The sequence below is a fragment of the Limnohabitans sp. Rim11 genome, from assembly GCF_001269365.1.
In the GTDB taxonomy this organism is placed as follows: domain Bacteria; phylum Pseudomonadota; class Gammaproteobacteria; order Burkholderiales; family Burkholderiaceae_C; genus Limnohabitans_A.
Window position 1 is genome coordinate 839,126 of sequence record NZ_CXOM01000002.1, and the last position, 16,513, is coordinate 855,638.

General features: G+C 53.2%; 15 protein-coding genes. 10 read left to right on the forward strand and 5 right to left on the reverse strand.

Translation table 11 applies throughout. The annotated features are described in order from the left end of the window. Positions 1–3: 3 nt before the first annotated feature. From ftsA to AMM03_RS08695, 4 genes are all read left to right on the forward strand, one after another. Positions 4–1,233, forward strand: a complete 1,230-nt coding sequence (gene ftsA / locus AMM03_RS08680) for a cell division protein FtsA (RefSeq protein WP_090130424.1) — start codon at positions 4–6, stop codon at positions 1,231–1,233. A gap of 129 nt (positions 1,234–1,362) precedes the next feature. Then, positions 1,363–2,586: a cell division protein FtsZ gene (gene ftsZ, locus AMM03_RS08685; RefSeq protein WP_090130426.1), complete on the forward strand. Its 1,224-nt coding sequence runs from the start codon at positions 1,363–1,365 to the stop codon at positions 2,584–2,586. A gap of 70 nt (positions 2,587–2,656) precedes the next feature. Next, a complete protein-coding gene (gene lpxC, locus AMM03_RS08690) occupies positions 2,657–3,580 on the forward strand; it encodes a UDP-3-O-acyl-N-acetylglucosamine deacetylase (RefSeq protein WP_090130428.1) in 924 nt (307 codons plus the stop codon). 63 nt (positions 3,581–3,643) lie between these two features. Beyond that, the gene (locus tag AMM03_RS08695) at positions 3,644–4,819 is read left to right on the forward strand and encodes an MFS transporter (RefSeq protein ID WP_090130826.1); all 1,176 of its coding nucleotides are present in this window, start codon (positions 3,644–3,646) and stop codon (positions 4,817–4,819) included. 7 nt (positions 4,820–4,826) lie between these two features. Here the strand turns inward: AMM03_RS08695 and ruvC are convergent, their stop codons facing one another. From ruvC to AMM03_RS08715, 4 genes are read right to left on the reverse strand one after another with little or no spacing between them, the layout of a single operon-like run. Next, entirely contained in the window at positions 4,827–5,375 is a 549-nt protein-coding gene (gene ruvC, locus AMM03_RS08700; protein ID WP_090130430.1) for a crossover junction endodeoxyribonuclease RuvC, read from the reverse strand. 21 nt (positions 5,376–5,396) lie between these two features. Then, on the reverse strand, positions 5,397–6,146 hold the full coding sequence (locus AMM03_RS08705) for a transglycosylase domain-containing protein (protein WP_090130432.1): 750 nt from the start codon (positions 6,144–6,146) through the stop codon (positions 5,397–5,399). Next, positions 6,143–7,042 carry an energy transducer TonB gene (locus tag AMM03_RS08710; RefSeq protein ID WP_090130434.1) on the reverse strand — a complete coding sequence of 300 codons (900 nt, stop codon included), beginning with the start codon at positions 7,040–7,042 and terminating at the stop codon, positions 6,143–6,145. Before AMM03_RS08710 ends, AMM03_RS08705 begins: the two co-directional genes overlap by 4 nt. Continuing rightward, positions 7,042–9,123, reverse strand: a complete 2,082-nt coding sequence (locus AMM03_RS08715) for a ribonuclease catalytic domain-containing protein (RefSeq protein WP_090130436.1) — start codon at positions 9,121–9,123, stop codon at positions 7,042–7,044. Before AMM03_RS08715 ends, AMM03_RS08710 begins: the two co-directional genes overlap by 1 nt. Before the next feature lie 94 nt (positions 9,124–9,217). Between AMM03_RS08715 and rodA the strand changes: the two genes are divergently transcribed. From rodA to AMM03_RS08730, 3 genes are all read left to right on the forward strand, one after another. Next, positions 9,218–10,372 carry a rod shape-determining protein RodA gene (gene rodA, locus AMM03_RS08720; RefSeq protein WP_090130438.1) on the forward strand — a complete coding sequence of 385 codons (1,155 nt, stop codon included), beginning with the start codon at positions 9,218–9,220 and terminating at the stop codon, positions 10,370–10,372. 75 nt (positions 10,373–10,447) lie between these two features. Further along, a complete protein-coding gene (gene tldD / locus AMM03_RS08725) occupies positions 10,448–11,908 on the forward strand; it encodes a metalloprotease TldD (RefSeq protein ID WP_090130441.1) in 1,461 nt (486 codons plus the stop codon). Between the two features lie 280 nt (positions 11,909–12,188). After that, positions 12,189–13,265 (forward strand): 3-deoxy-7-phosphoheptulonate synthase, encoded by a 1,077-nt coding sequence (locus AMM03_RS08730; protein WP_369793687.1) that lies wholly within the window; start codon positions 12,189–12,191, stop codon positions 13,263–13,265. 1 nt (position 13,266) lies between these two features. On the opposite strand, the gene mpl is transcribed toward AMM03_RS08730, so the two are convergent. Further along, complete coding sequence (gene mpl / locus AMM03_RS08735) at positions 13,267–14,658, reverse strand: UDP-N-acetylmuramate:L-alanyl-gamma-D-glutamyl-meso-diaminopimelate ligase (RefSeq protein ID WP_090130445.1); 1,392 nt, start codon at positions 14,656–14,658, stop codon at positions 13,267–13,269. Between the two features lie 31 nt (positions 14,659–14,689). On the opposite strand from mpl, the gene AMM03_RS08740 reads away from it, so the two are divergent. The 3 genes from AMM03_RS08740 (at position 14,690) to accB (ending at position 16,506) form a co-directional block, all read left to right on the forward strand. Next, the gene (locus AMM03_RS08740) at positions 14,690–15,274 is read left to right on the forward strand and encodes a hypothetical protein (protein ID WP_090130447.1); all 585 of its coding nucleotides are present in this window, start codon (positions 14,690–14,692) and stop codon (positions 15,272–15,274) included. 7 nt (positions 15,275–15,281) lie between these two features. Further along, positions 15,282–15,866, forward strand: coding sequence for a TlpA family protein disulfide reductase (locus tag AMM03_RS08745; protein ID WP_090130448.1), 585 nt, complete (start codon positions 15,282–15,284; stop codon positions 15,864–15,866). 148 nt (positions 15,867–16,014) lie between these two features. Continuing rightward, positions 16,015–16,506 (forward strand): acetyl-CoA carboxylase biotin carboxyl carrier protein, encoded by a 492-nt coding sequence (gene accB / locus AMM03_RS08750; RefSeq protein WP_090130449.1) that lies wholly within the window; start codon positions 16,015–16,017, stop codon positions 16,504–16,506. The last annotated feature ends 7 nt before the right edge of the window (positions 16,507–16,513 follow it).

Below are 16,513 nucleotides of genomic sequence, written 5' to 3' on the forward strand. Positions count from 1 at the left end.
CATATGGCAAAAGAGTACAAAGATTTGGTGGTCGGTCTTGACATTGGAACATCCAAGGTCATGGTCGTCGTCGCCGAGGTCATGCCAGGTGGCGAGTTAAAGTTGGCCGGCATGGGTGTCGCACCAGGCAACGGTTTGAAGCGCGGTGTGGTGGTCAACATTGACGCTACGGTGCAGAGCATTCAGCAAGCTTTGAAAGAAGCGGAGTTGATGGCGGACTGCAAAATCACACGCGTCAACACGGGCATTACGGGCAGTCATATTCGCGGCTTGAACTCCAGCGGCATGGTGGCTGTCAAAGACAAAGAGGTTACGCCAGCCGATGTGGCCCGTGTGGTCGAAACAGCACGCGCCATCAATATTTCAACAGACCAACGTTTGTTGTTGGTGGCGCCTCAAGAATTTGTGATCGATGGTCAAGATGTGAAAGAGCCCATTGGCATGAGCGGTATGCGCCTAGAAGCCAAGGTGCACATCGTGACAGGCGCCCAAAGCGCTGCAGAAAACATCATCAAGTGTGTGCGCCGCTGTGGACTTGAAGTCGATCAGTTGTTGCTTAATCCTTTGTCCTCCAGTTTGGCTGTGTTGACAGAAGACGAGCGCGAACTGGGTGTGGCTTGCGTCGACATTGGCGCAGGTACCACCGATGTGGCCATCTTTACCAATGGCGCTATTCGACATACCGCAGTCATTCCAATTGCTGGCGATTTGATTACCAGCGACATCGCCATGGCACTTCGCACACCCACCAAAGATGCCGAAGACATCAAGGTTGAGAGCGGTTGCGCCAAGCAATTGTTGGCGGATCCAGAAGCACAAGTCGAAGTACCTGGTTTAGGCGACCGTGCACCCCGAATGTTGTCCAAGCAAGCTTTGGCCGGCGTCATTGAACCGCGTGTCGAAGAAATTTTTTCATTGGTTCAACAAGTCATTCGCGAATCAGGTTACGAAGAAGTTTTGTCTTCTGGCATCGTACTGACAGGCGGCAGCGCGGTCATGCCCGGCATGGTTGAGCTGGGTGAAGACATTTTCTTGAAGCCCGTTAGACGCGGTGTTCCCAAATACAGCGGCGCGCTGTCTGACATGGTCAGTCAACCCCGCGTGGCCACGGTGATGGGCTTGATGGAAGAAGCCCGCTTGGCCCGCCTCAGAGGTTTTAAAGTTTCCCAAAAGAAGGGTTCCATGAACAATGCTTTCACGCGTTTGAAAGACTTCATTGTGGGGAATTTCTAATGGACTGGCGCAAACTTTACTTGGCAAGGGGGAGTCCACATCAGCGATGTTGAATCTCACTTTACCCAACAAAAATAAAATTTTCGAAAATCAATATTTAGGCAACTGCAACAGTTTTAGGAGAGCACCATGAGCATTGAAATGATCCAAGTCGAAGAGTTCAATCAAGGAACGCAAATTAAAGTCATCGGCGTGGGCGGTGGCGGCGGTAACGCTGTCGAGCACATGATCGAGCGCAACGTTCAAGGCGTTGAATTCATTTGCGCCAACACCGATGCCCAGGCATTGGCTCGCAGCGCAGCGCACCGCTTCATCCAATTGGGTCACACCGGTTTGGGAGCAGGTAGCAAACCAGAAAAAGGTCGCGATGCCGCTGAAGAAGCTGTGGAAGACATTCGCGCTGCCATCGAAGGCGCGCACATGTTGTTCATCACAGCCGGTATGGGCGGTGGTACCGGCACAGGCGCTGCGCCTGTGATTGCGCGTGTGGCCAAAGAAATGGGCATCCTCACAGTGGGTGTGGTCACCAAGCCTTTCGACTTTGAAGGCGGTCGCCGCATGCAGAGCGCCGAATCTGGTTTGGCCGAACTCGAAGCCAACGTCGACTCATTGATCGTGGTGCTCAATGAAAAGTTGATGGAATTGCCAGGCGGCGAAGACATGACCCAAGACGAAGCTTTTGCGCACGCCAACGACGTGCTCAAAAACGCCGTGGGCGGTATTGCAGAAATCATCAATGTGCCTGGTCATGTGAACGTTGACTTTGAAGACGTGCGCACTGTCATGGGCGAACCCGGTAAAGCCATGATGGGCACCGCTTCTGCCAGCGGCCCAGACCGTGCGCGCATTGCTTCCGAGCAAGCTGTGGCATGTCCATTGCTGGAAGGTATCGATTTGTCTGGCGCCAAAGGCGTGCTGGTCTTGATCAGTGCTGCCAAAGGTTCACTCAAATTGAGCGAATCCAAGCAAGCCATGAACACCATCCGTGCTTATGCATCTGAAAGCGCACACGTCATTTACGGTACCGCTTACGACGAAAGCCTGGGCGATGAAATTCGTGTGACCGTGGTGGCCACTGGCTTGTCCAGCCAAAATGCTCGCCGCACAGCGCCACCTTTGCAAGTGCTGCGTACTGGTACTGACAATGTGCCTTTCACTGTCGACACCGGCGATGCCGTGTCTCCCACATTGGGCGGTCACAGCGCAGCTTTGGGTGGTGACTATGGTCGCTTGAACACACCTAGCGTGTGGCGTACCAACCGCACGCAAGCCGCTGCCAAAGTAGACGGCATGGCTTCTGCGGGCATGGACGACATTGAAATTCCAGCCTTCTTGCGCAAGCAAGCGGACTAATTTTTCAAAAGCAGTGGGTTTCCAAAACCCTCTTCGTGCAAGTTTGGGCTTGAGAAATTAAAATCAGCCCATGCTTGCTCAAAGAACCATCAAAACCCTCACTCAAGCGGTGGGTGTGGGTTTGCACAGCGGCCAAAGGGTTGAGTTAACCCTGCGGCCTGCACCCGTCGACACGGGCATTGTTTTTCGGCGTGTTGATTTGGCCGAACCCGTCGACATTCACATCAATGCCCTCAGCGTCACCGACACGCGCTTGGCATCCACCATTTCGAGTGGTCAGGCCAAGGTGCACACTGTCGAACATCTGATGTCAGCTTGTGCCGGCTTGGGCATCGACAATTTGATCATCGACATCACCGCAGAAGAAGTGCCTATTTTGGATGGCTCGGCTTCTTCCTTTGTGTTTCTGCTGCAAAGCGCCGGCATTGAGCTGCAAAAAGCACCCAAGAAATTCATCCGCGTACTAAAAACTGTCGAAGTGCGCGAGGGCCAAGGCGAAAACGTCAAGTGGGCCAAACTTGAACCCTACGATGGGTACCGCCTGAGTTTTGAAATTGATTTTCACCATCCTGCTGTTGACTCCACTGGCCAACAAGTGGTGTTTGACATGGGTCGCGATGTCTATGCCCGTGACATTGCGCGTGCGCGCACTTTTGGGTTTACCAAAGATGTCGAAATGCTGCGCTCCAATGGCTTGGCCTTGGGCGGTGGCCTAGACAACGCCATTGTGATGGACGACTACAAGGTCTTGAACAGCGATGGCCTGCGTTATGACGACGAGTTCGTCAAACACAAAATTCTGGATGCCATGGGCGATTTGTACATCATCGGCAAGCCTTTCATTGCCAGCTATACCGCTTTCAGATCTGGACATGCCATGAACAATCAGTTGATCAGGGCGCTACTGGCGCAACCCGACGCTTACGAAATTGTGAGTTTTGAAGACGTCAAAAAAGCACCTGCAGGTTTTGCCTTGCCGGTGCGTGCCTGGTAATTGAGTTTGAATCAGGAAGCGGCTCCATCCAACCTGCGGGACTTGTGGCAATACCAAGCCTTCATGCGATTTTGGATGGCTCGATTGGCCGGTATTTTGGCCAATCAAATGCTCATGGTGGCATTGGCATGGCACATGTACGAGATTACGGGCAGCGCTTGGGATTTGGGCTTGGTGGGCCTGTTTCAATTTGTGCCGTCCTTAATCATGACCTTGCCCGCTGGGCACATTGTTGACAGGCTCAACAAGGTTCACATTTATTCAGTTTGCATGTTGCTTCAGGCCGCTGTGGCTTGTTTGCTGGTGTGGGGCACTCACACCGATTCCGTCACGCGTGAGTTGGTGTTTTTTGTGTCTGCTATTTTGGGCGTTGTGCGTTCTTTTCAAATGCCAACTCAACAAGCCCTCACGCCGCATTTGGTGCCCGCCCATTTGTTGCCACGTGCGGTGGCCATGAGCTCAACGGGCGTGCAAGCTGCAGTGGTAGGTGGCCCTGCCTTGGGCGGTATTTTGTATGCCTTGCATGTCAATGCGGTTTACGCTTCATGTGCCCTGTTCTTGTTATTTGCGTTTTTGATCTCGCTCACTGTTCGCTATGAGCACAAGCCATCCAATGCTGCTGTCGATTTGCAAAGCGTCATGGCCGGTGCGTATTTTGTTTGGCGTCACAAAGTGATTTTGGGGGCTTTCGCACTCGATCTATTTGCAGTGCTGTTGGGGGGCGTGACAGCCTTGTTGCCCATCTACGCCAAAGACATCTTGCACACGGGCCCAGAAGGTTTGGGTGTTTTGAGATCGGCGCCTGCTGTTGGCGCACTGTTGATGGCAGCCCTTCTGACGCAATTTCCCATTGAGCGAAAAGTAGGTCGTTGGTTACTGGTTGCTGTCGCAGTGTTTGGCCTGGCGAATTTTGTATTTGGTATTTCAACCCACATGGGTTTGTCGATTGCTGCCCTCATGGTTGCAGGCGCTGCAGACAATGTGAGTGTGGTGGTCAGGCTAACACTTATGCAGTTGGAAACACCCGATGACATGCGCGGCAGGGTGGCCGCAGTCAATTCGATTTTCATTGGTGCTTCCAATCAACTGGGTGAATTTGAATCGGGTGCCACAGCGTCCATGTGGGGGCCTGTAGGTTCAGTGGTCTTTGGGGGGCTGGCAACGGTGGGTGTCGCCGTTGCGGCCCTCAAAGTATTCCCAGCCTTGGCCAAGCGCGATCAAATGGTCTTGCCCAAGTAGACCCTCATCAGTGGCTGCGGCCACCTTTGTACATGCCATGGGTTTTGCGATTCAAGACATCCAATGCGGCCAGTTTGTTCATCGAAGGGCTGGCATGGGCATGGGTAATGGCCAAGCCTAAAGCATCGGAAGCATCGGGACCTGGGGCTGCAGGAAGTTTGAGCATGCGCTTGACCATCTCTTGAATTTGAGACTTGGCAGCGCGGCCATGACCCGTGATGGCTTTCTTCATTTGCAATGCGGTGTACTCAGCGACTGGCAGTTCGCATGAGACCAAAGCCGTCAGGCAACAACCACGAGCTTGGCCCAATAGCAAAGTGGCTTGGGGGTTGACATTGACGAACACAATTTCGACCGACGCCACCTCGGGTTGATAGCGCGCATTGATTTCTAAAATGCCGTCGTAAATAACTTTCAGCCGTTGCGGCAGATGGCCCTGATTGACCTTGTCGGTTTTGATGACGCCACTGGCCACATAGGTGAGCTTTGAGCCTTGGACGTCTATCACGCCAAAACCAGTGGTCTGCAAACCGGGGTCAATGCCAAGAATTCTCATGTGTTCATTGTCGTCTGCCTATCAAGGCAAAGCAACATCGTTCATGCGCGCCATGATGGTTTGCGCACGATCGCTCAGGTAAGCAGACTGCGGTAGTTTTTCAAAAAACCGGGGCCGCGGCAACATCACAGCCAAACGCGCAGCTTCCCACTCACTCAGCTTTGAAGCAGGTTTTTGAAAGTAGTGCTGCGCGGCGGCCTCGGCACCAAAAACCCCCAAGCCCCATTCCACATGGTTGAGGTATAGGGTCAGAATTTGCTGTTTGCTCAAGAAAGTTTCTAGCGCCATGGTGATGACCCATTCTTGGGCTTTTCTAAGCATGGTGCGCTCGCCAGTGAGCAATAAATTTTTGGCCAATTGCTGAGTGATGGTGGAGCCGCCCACAATTTTGGGCATGGCTTTTTGGCCTTTGGCTTTTGCTTTCGCGGCTTGGGCTTCCACTTTGGCTTGTGCGTTGGCGTTTTTGCGCCAAGCTTTTTCAACCGCATCCCACCACACGCCTTTGTGTTGCGTAAATCCGCTGTCTTCAGACGCCAGCACAGCCCGCTTTAAGTTGACCGACAGTTGATCGACAGCGCGCCAATCTTGCCGCCATTTCAAAGAGCCCTTTTGAGACACAATTTGCCAAGCTTGTGAGCGCTCAAAAGCCGTTGATGCAGGATCAGACACAGCCATCCAAGCCACTCTGCCGATGAAAAAAATTTGCAAAATTACCAATGCCACCAGCACCAACTGGAGCCAATCGCGAATGGCTTTGAGGACTTGCTTCATGGCGCGCTGGTGGGTGGCGCAAGCATGCGCGTTTCAAGGGTTTCATCACGCGCAAAATTAAAACGAGTGACCACCACCAGCTGGTCGGCTTGACGTTTCATGTCGGCGTTGAAGCTGTCAAAAGGCGAGGCCCCTTGCACGATGGCCAGTGCGCGTTGGTCCAAAATGGCACGACCCGAGCCCTTGGCTATTTCAGTTTGAATGACCTTGCCACTGGCGTTCAAAGTGATGACCATGGTGAGGCTGCCGTAGAGCTTTTCGCCGGCTGCTTGCGGGAAATTTTCGGTGCCCGTGGTTTCAATGGTTCTGCGCATTTTGTCGTAGTAACGCGCAAAGACGGTTTCTTGGGTGGCAGGGCCGATGTATCGTTTTTTACTGCCGCCTTGCAAGGCTTGCGATTGCTTTTCAATTTGCGCCAACTGGTTGGACAGCTGTTTTTGACGTTCAACCAAAGACTCTGAATTGACTGTGCCTTGGCCCGCGTTGGCGGGTTGGCTGCTCAACTCAAACAACTCGCGCTTCAGTTGCTGAATGAGGCGCAATTGTTCTGACTTGAGGACTTCAATTTTCTTTTCAAGGTCTTGCAAGTCCAAGCCACTTTGGTCTTGTGTGGAAGCGCTCAGTGGCGAAGACTGCATTTGCGACCCTGCAACTTGACCACCACCGGCCAAGTTCACTTGTGCCAAGGCTTGTGCTTTGTCTGGCGCTTCAGTGCTTCTGGCATTGACCAACACCACTTCCAAGGCATTGCTTTGAAAAATTCGATCAATGCTGCTGGGTGAGACCCACTTTACGGTTAAAAAAACAGCATGCAAAGCCACCGAAATACCCAAAGCCCACATCAAACGAAGATGTGACTGCGATTGAGTTGACAGTGGCGCAAGTGGATTGAGCATCAGGGCGATGAAGATTCGTCTGTGGGTGCTTCGTTGACATTCATGGCCAAGGCAATGGGGCCCGTCGCTGCTTCTTCGATCTCGTCTAAGTTGTCTTCCAAATTGTCTGAATTGAAATCTGCCGACGCTCCATCAAGCACAATTTTTTCAATCACGGTGCCATTCACATCCAGCGCCATGGCATCGATGGTGCCCAATTGAACACGCACTTTGTCGCCGCGCTGCATGCCAGCGGCGCCCATCACATTGAACATCAAAGGCAAATCATCGGCGCGGACCAACCAACTGCCTCCCGCCATTTCCTTGACCAAACTGGCCACCACTTCGCTGATGTTCTCTTGTTTGACATATTGAAGCGTCCAAAAGCGCTCCATGCCAGATTGGTAACTGTTGTAAGCGCTGTAGGCCGCATCAAAGGCGCTGATGATGGCAAACATCTGGGCATCTTTGGGCTTGAACGGTGCTGCCAATGCCGCTGTTGCGCCATGTTTGGCGCAGGCAATGATTTGCCACTGATTGACCAAATCGGTATAGCGCCGCAAGGGCGATGTGCTCCATGCATAAGCGGGCACGCCAATGCCAGCATGTGGCAAAGCTTTGGTGCCCATGCGTACTTTGACACCCGGCGCCATGCTAGCTTGGCTTCTGTAAATGGCAGGCACGCCCAAACTAGCAAGCCACTGCCCCCAAGTGCTGTTGGCCAAGATCATGGCTTCTGCCACGATCAAATCGAGTGGCGCGCCGCGTTGCCGCACACTGATTTGCACAGACTCGTTGCCAGTTGGGGCGGCGTCGCTGCTGTCACGTAGCAAGCGGAAGTTGTAGTCGGGGCGGTTGAAGTTTTCGGGCTTGCCGCGAACCACTTCACGGCCTGCTTTCAGGTGTTGTGCCAAGCGCCAAAAGAATGCCAAGCTTTGGTGTGAGATGGGCAATGACGGCTCGCCACCTCGAGGTGCTGGCGCGCTGTCTTCCAGCCATGCCGAAGTGACCCAAGTGTCGAGTTGGTCGTGCCGCAAGTTGGCTGCAATGGGCACACGCTCGAGTTTGGTTTCGCTGTGTTGAATGCTAAGGGTGGCTTCGTCGAAGGTGAGGTACAGCGACACCGCTGGGCATGCTTGGCCTTCTGCCAAGGTGTACTTTTGAACCACATCGTCGGGCAACATCGTGATTTTGTAGCCTGGCATGTAGACCGTCGACAAGCGCGTGCGACCCACTTGGTCGATGGCGCTGTTGGGTTCAATCGCCAAACCAGGGGCTGCAATGTGAATGCCCACCACCACGGTGCCGGTGCCTAGACCTTGCAAAGACAGTGCGTCGTCAATTTCGGTGGTTTGAGAATCGTCAATGGAGTAGGCCTGAACGGCAGCCAATGGCAATTCATCCGCAATGCGCGGCGCATCCAATTTGGGAAAGCCTGTGCCCTTTGGAAAGTTGTCAAACAAGAAACGTTGCCAATGAAAATCATAGGCGCTGGCGATGGCACCTGCATTTTGCAAAAGCGTCAAGGGCGCGGTTTGACTGCTGCGACTGGCTTCCACCACTGCTTTGTATTCGGGCGCATTTTTGTCGGGCCTGAACAAAATTTTGTACAGCTGATCCTTGATAGGCGCGGGGCATTCACCCGCCATCAAAGCCTGCGACCAGCTTTCAATTTGCGCCAAGATTTGTTTTTTCTTTTCAATACCGGCCAAAGCCAATTGAACAGTTTCGGCCGAGGCTTTTTTGAACCGACCCTTGCCGGCACGCCTAAAGTAGTGCGGTGCTTCATAAAGTCGAATGAGGGCGCCCACTTGCTGCGTTGTACTGGCATCGGCACTGAAATATTCGCGCGCCACATCGGCAAAACCAAATTCAGTGTCCGGTGCAAACTCCCAGGCCAGATCCAGCTCAATGCTTTGACTGATGGCACCCGCTTCAGCCAACAGTTGGGCAGGCGCAGGCTTGTCAAATTTCAAAAGCACGTTGGCGCCTTTGACCTTGACCCTTTTGCCGCTGTCCAATTCCACCTGAACCGAGGCTTCTCCCTCAGACAGGACGCGTCCGGCCATAAATTTGCCAGCTTCTTCAAACAATAAATACATGGGCAGATTGTCCCATGAGGCGGCTTCTTCGGTGAAGCGCTTTAGGAAATGCGGAAATTTAGAAAACAGCGGGGAAGGGAAGGATAATCACGGCATGGACCGCGTGATCGAAAAACCAAGTTTGTCGTCTCGAATCCTTCATTTGTTTGAAGGATTTGATGGCCCCTTGGCTTTTGCGATCTTTGTGCTGGCCTGCGCTGGCTTGCTCATCATGTATTCCTCGGGCTACGACCATGGCACTCGTTTTGTCGACCATGGCCGAAACATGCTGATTGCTGGGGCCATCATGTTTGGTGTGGCCCAAATTCCCCCGCAAAGGCTCATGACCCTGGCGGTCCCCATTTACACCGTGGGGGTTTTGTTGCTCATTGCGGTGGCCATTTTTGGCATCACCAAAAAAGGCGCCAGACGCTGGCTCAATGTGGGTGTGGTCATTCAGCCCAGCGAAATCTTAAAAATTGCCATGCCCTTGATGTTGGCTTGGTGGTTTCAAAAGCGTGAAGGCCAACTTCGGTCCCTTGATTTTGGTGTCGCGGCCCTTTTGTTGATGGTGCCCGTGGGGCTCATCATGCGTCAGCCCGACTTGGGCACCGCTTTGTTGGTCCTGAGCACGGGCATTGCGGTCTTGTTTTTTGCAGGCTTAAGTTGGCGCTTAATCTTGCCGCCGGTCATTCTGGGCGTCGTGGGCATCGTTTTGCTGGTGATTTTTGAGCCCCAACTCTGCGTCGACGGCATGGATTGGAAAGTCTTGCATGAGTATCAGCGCCAACGCGTTTGCACCTTGCTCGATCCTGCCCGCGACCCTTTGGGTAAAGGCTTCCACATCATTCAAGGCATGATTGCCATTGGCTCTGGCGGGGTTTGGGGCAAAGGCTTTATGCAGGGAACTCAAACCCATTTGGAATTCATCCCAGAAAGAACCACAGACTTTATTTTTGCGGCTTTCTCAGAAGAGTTTGGCCTGGTAGGAACGCTGCTGCTGATTACAGGCTTTTTCTTCTTGGTCTTTAGAGGCCTTGTGATCGCCCGAGAGGCGCCCACCCTTTTTACACGCCTCTTGGCGGGCAGTGTCAGCATGATTTTCTTCACCTATGCCTTTGTCAATATGGGCATGGTCAGCGGTATTTTGCCGGTGGTCGGCGTGCCGCTGCCATTTATCAGCTACGGCGGCACGGCCATGGTCACCTTGGGCTTGGGCCTGGGTATTTTGATGTCGATCGCCAAGGCCAAGCGCTTGGTCCAGACCTGATTTGCTTCAATAGAAATCAACTCATTTCTAGGCCTGATCTAGGCAGGGCCATCAGAGCTTGCCTACAATGGCCCCATGATTTCACGCGAACCCACCATCGAACGCCTGGCCACAGCCAGATCCCTGTTGCTCGAACCTTTCGGTTTGGACGAAACGCATTTGGCCAAAGCCTTGGGTGCCATCAAGGCGCACAAGGTGGACGATGCCGATTTGTATTTCCAATACACCCGTTCTGAAGGCTGGAGCCTCGAAGAAGGCATTGTCAAAACAGGCAGTTTCAGCATTGACCAAGGCGTCGGCGTTCGCGCAGTGGCCGGCGAAAAAACAGCCTTCGCCTATTCCGACGACATCTCAGAAGCTTCCTTGATGGATGCGGCCTTGACAGTCCGAGCCATTGGTCAAGCCAGTCAAAACAGTAAAGCCAAGGTGCCCACTCGCAAGGTGGCAGGCATGCGCTCTTTGTACCCTTCACTCGACCCCATGGGCACCCTGAACAGCGCCGACAAAGTTCAGCTCTTAGAAAAAGTAGAGCAATTGGCCCGCGCCAAAGACCCCCGCGTGGTGCAAGTCATGGCGGGTTTGGCCAGCGAATACGACGTGGTCATGGTGGCCAGAGCCGATGGCACTTTGGCCGCCGATGTGCGCCCCTTGGTGCGCCTCTCTGTCACTGTCATTGCCGAACAAAATGGCCGCCGTGAAGTGGGCAGTGGCGGCGGCGGTGGTCGTTTTGGCTTGGCTTATTTTGACGATGCCATCATTGCAACTTATGTGAATGATGCGGTTCATGCAGCCCTGACCAATTTAGAAGCACGTCCAGCACCTGCGGGCGTGATGACTGTGGTGCTTGGCCCTGGTTGGCCAGGCGTGTTGTTGCACGAAGCCATTGGCCATGGTTTAGAAGGCGACTTCAATCGCAAAGGCTCCAGTGCCTTCAGCGGCATGATTGGCAAACGTGTTGCAGCCAAGGGCGTCACCGTCTTGGACGACGGCACCATCTCTGATCGCCGCGGTTCTTTGAATGTGGACGATGAAGGCTGCCCCAGCCAGCGCAATGTGCTGATAGAAGACGGAATTTTGAAGGGCTACATTCAAGACGCCATGAATGCTCGCCTGATGGGCGTCAAGCCCACGGGCAATGGCCGCCGCGAAAGCTATGCGCACATTCCCATGCCCCGCATGACCAATACCTACATGTTGGGTGGCGACAAAACACCTGAAGAAATTGTGGCCAGCATGAAAAAAGGTTTGTACGCCACCAATTTTGGCGGTGGCCAAGTCGACATTACCAGCGGCAAGTTTGTTTTCTCTGCCAGCGAAGCCTACTGGGTCGAAAACGGCAAGATTCAATACCCTGTCAAGGGCGCCACCTTGGTCGGTAGCGGCCCTGAATGCTTGAAGCATGTCAGCATGATTGGCAACGACATGCGCTTGGACAGCGGCGTAGGCGTTTGCGGCAAAGAGGGTCAGAGTGTGCCGGTGGGTGTGGGACAGCCCACCCTGCGCATTGAAGGCCTCACAGTGGGTGGAACGGCTTAAGCAAAGGCCCTCCGGGCAATTGTCAGAAAACCATCAAAAACTTGTGCTACATTTCAAACCTATGAACCAGCGCCACAGCTTTTTTAGCTTTTACTTTGCATTCTCAGTCCTAGGCGGACGAGAGGCCAGCGCATAAGTCACTGAACCCCTCTACCAACCGCCGGACTCAACACCCGGCGGTTTTTTTATACCTCAAGCTTTTCAATTTCAAATTTTCAGACAGGAGCCAACGATGAACACCAAAGCCAAAGCCAGTTCGGAGCCGCGCTATGCAAACCCAATGGACCGCATGGGGCAAACCGACGACGAACGCATCAAGGACATCACTGTGTTGCCGCCACCAGAACACTTGATGCGTTTTTTTCCCATCACGGGAACCGCCGTCGAGACACTTATTTCGCAGACGCGCCGCAAGATTCACAACATCATGGCAGGCAAAGACGACCGCTTGTTGGTGGTTATCGGCCCTTGCTCGATTCACGATCCAGCAGCCGCACTCGATTACGCGCGCCGTTTGAAACCACTGCGCGAAAAATACCAAGGCACCTTGGAAATTGTGATGCGGGTGTACTTTGAAAAACCCAGAACCACCGTGGGCTGGAAAGGTTTGATCAACGACCCCTACTTGGACGAAAGTTATCGCATCGACGAAGGCTTGCGCATTGCACGTCAACTCTTGATTGAAATTAACCGTCAAGGCGTGCCTGCAGGCAGCGAATTCTTGGACGTGATTTCACCGCAATACATTGGCGACCTGATCAGTTGGGGTGCCATTGGTGCACGCACCACAGAAAGCCAGGTTCACCGCGAACTGGCCTCTGGCTTGTCAGCACCAATTGGCTTCAAAAACGGCACCGATGGCAACATCAAAATTGCCACCGATGCCATTCAAGCTGCTGAACGCGGTCACCACTTTTTGTCGGTTCACAAAAATGGCCAGGTGGCCATTGTGCAAACCCAAGGCAATCCCGATTGCCACGTGATTTTGCGCGGCGGCAAAGCGCCTAACTACGACGAAGAAAATGTGACGGCAGCTTGCAAAGATTTGACGGCAGCCAAATTACCGCCGACATTGATGGTTGACTGTAGTCACGCCAACAGCAGCAAGCAACACGAGCGCCAGATCAATGTGACCGAGGACATTGCCGCTCAAATTAGCAAGGGCTCACGTCAAATTTTTGGGGTGATGGTAGAGAGTCACATCGAAGGCGGCGCTCAAAAATTCACACCCGGCAAAGACGATGTGAACACTTTGAAATACGCCCAAAGCATTACCGATGCGTGCATCGGCTGGGCCGACAGCGAGAAGGTTCTGGCAACATTGTCCAGTGCCGTTGAAGCACGTCGCCAAAAATAAATCAGGCCTGTTTCAAGGCATTCAAAAGCTTTTCGTGAATGCCGCCAAAACCGCCATTGCTCATGCACAACAAGTGATCGCCCGCTTTGACGTGGGCCATCACTTGCTTGACAAGTTCATCGATGTTGGCCGCCACTTGAGCCTTGGTGCCCATTTCTGCCAAGGCTTCGTTGGCGTTCCAGTCCAGGCCGCCGCTGTGACAGAAAGACAAGTCGGCTTGTTCTAGGCTCCAAGGCAGTTGTGACTTCATGGTGCCCAACTTCATGGTGTTGCTGCGGGGCTCGAAGATGGCCAAGATGCGCTGTGCGTCACCAATTTGTCGACGCAAGCCATCGAGCGTGGTTCTGATGGCAGTGGGGTGGTGCGCAAAGTCGTCGTAAACCGTAACGCCCGCTACCGTGCCTCGAACTTCCATGCGCCGCTTCACATTTTGAAAACTGGCCAGCGCTTCTGCAGCAATCTGAGGCGAAACGCCCACATGTTCAGCAGCCGCGATGGCCGCCAAGGCATTGAGTTGATTGTGAACGCCGCCCAATGACCAATTGACATGCGCCACTTTTTGGCCATGTTGCAGAACATCGAAGTCACTGGGGCTGCCCTGCGCCGTGAAGTCGCTGACGGCCGCACCAAAAGTTCTGACTTCACTCCAGCAGCCTTGATTCAAGACGCGGGTCAAACTTTCTTCAAGGCCATTGACCACCAGGCGACCATGTCCTGGCACGGTTCGAACCAAATGGTGAAACTGCTTTTCGATGGCTTTGAGGTCTTCAAAAATATCGGCGTGGTCAAACTCCAAATTGTTCAAGATGGCTGTGCGCGGTCTGTAATGAACAAATTTGCTGCGCTTGTCAAAAAACGCGGTGTCGTATTCATCGGCTTCAATCACAAAGTAGTTTCGCGAGTGGCCAGACGCTACTTCGCCCAAGCGCGCTGACACGCCAAAGTTCAGGGGCACACCGCCTACTAAGAAGCCGGGTTTAAGGCCCGCTGCTTCCAAGATCCAAGTCAGCATGGACGTGGTGGAGGTTTTGCCGTGGGTGCCTGCCACTGCCAAGACGTGGCGACCTTGAAGCACATGCTCAGACAACCACTGCGGACCGCTGGTGTAGGCCGCGCCCGATTCTAGAATGGCCTCCATCAGGGGAAACTTAGGCTCGCCTGAGGGCAGGCGGCTTCGGCTGACTACGTTGCCAATGACATACAAGTCTGGCTTGAGTGCCATCTGATCGATGCCAAAGCCTTCTATCAATTCGATGCCCAAGGCTTCCAGTTGGTGGCTCATGGGTGGATACACGCCGGCATCACAGCCTGTGACGCGGTGACCAGCCTCTCGAGCCAACGCGGCCAAGCCGCCCATGAAAGTTCCGCAAATGCCCAAAATATGAATATGCATAGGGTGATTTTAGGCGGTGCACAATGGCGTTATGACAGATTTGACCGATGAAATTGCAGCATCCGCAGCGCAGTGCGTGGTGGAGGAGGGTTTGGAGTACGGACCCGCCAAAAGACGCGCACTGAAAGTTTTAGGCCTGCCGCCAAAAACACCCTTGCCCAACAACGAGCAAGTGGAGGCGCAGGTGCGTGAATACATCGAGATTTTCTGTGCAGACACTCAGCCCGCTGAATTGTTGGCCCTGCGTCAGCATGCCTTGGTGTGGATGACCCGTTTGGCCGCCCATCGGCCTTATTTGGGCGGGGCTGTTTGGCATGGCACAGCCACGCGTTTGTCTGACATTTACCTACAGTTGTTTTGTGATGATGCCAAATCAACAGAAATTGAATTGATCAACCAAGGGGTGGATTTTGAGGCACGCACGGTCAATGGGCTTCATGGTGAACCCGTTGAGGCCTTGAGCATCCACAGTTTTTGCCAAGACTTGGGTGAAGAAATTGGCGTTCATCTATTGATCAACGACTTTGACGATGTTCGCGGTGCATTGAAAATGGATGCTCAGGGGCGCTCACCCCGCGGTGATGCAGCAGCTGTGAAACGATTAATTGAGGCATGATGTACCTATGAAGAACGAAGTTATTGAAAAAAGCGACACTCAAGATGTTTCTGAACCTGCCGTGAACGCAAGCCGTCGCCATTGGGTGGTCGCAGGCTTGGGTGTGACGGCCGGTTTGGCTGGCGCACTGGTCGCGTGGCAAAAGTTTCAACCCCACGCCGTGATGGACGAGGCGGTTCAAAACTTCTGGGCCCAGTCGTTTGAAAGGCCAGAAGGCGGTACTTTGAGCATGAAAGAACTGCAAGGCAAACCGCTGCTGGTCAATTTCTGGGCCACATGGTGCCCACCCTGTATTGAGGAACTGCCTTTAATTGATGCTTTCTTTAATCAAAATAAAGCTAAATCATTGCAAGTTGTTGGATTGGCTGTTGATCAGCCCAGTATGGTGAGGCGTTACTTAAGCCAAAAACCCTTAAGCTTTCCTGTGGGTTTGGCTGGCTTCAACGGTACCGAATTAGGTAAAACTCTGGGCAATGCCCAAAGCGTTTTGCCATTTAGCGTAATTTTCGATGCAAAAGGAGGGCTTTTAGCCCAAAAAGCCGGCAAACTGGAGCAGTCTGACCTTGATGCCTGGCTCAAGAAAGTCACTTAAGGGGCTCCTGTACGCTCGTTCTGACATTTTGTGCGCCATACACCTTGCATTGATTGCTTCTTATTTTGAGAAATGAGAGCATTTGTAGCTATTTAACTGTGTATTTAGTGTAAATTCGGCGTTTTCCATAGCAAACACAGGGGGTAACATGGATTTGCGCAAACTCAAAACCTTGATCGACTTGGTTTCTGACTCCAACGTCACAGAATTAGAAATCACTGAAGCAGAAGGCAAGGTCAGAATCGTCAAGGGTCCTACAGGATCTGTCGCGCCCGTGTTAACCCAACAAGTCATGGTTCCAGCCGCAGCGCCTGTGGTTGCAGCGTCTGCCGCACCCACTGCCAGCCAAATTGCCGATGCAGCCGCCGTCACTGCTGCAGCAGTTGCTGCCGAAGAAGCGGCTGCGGGTCATACCGTTAAATCTCCCATGGTCGGTACTTTTTACCGCTCTTCCAGCCCCGGTGCTGCCCCCTTTGTCCAAGTGGGCGACACCGTCAAAGAAGGCGATACGCTGTGCATCATTGAAGCCATGAAAATTTTGAACGAAATTGAATCGGATAAAGCAGGCGTTGTGAAGCAAGTCTTGTGCGAAAACGGCCAAGCTGTCGAATACGGCCAAGCCCTCTACATCATCGAATAAGCCACCA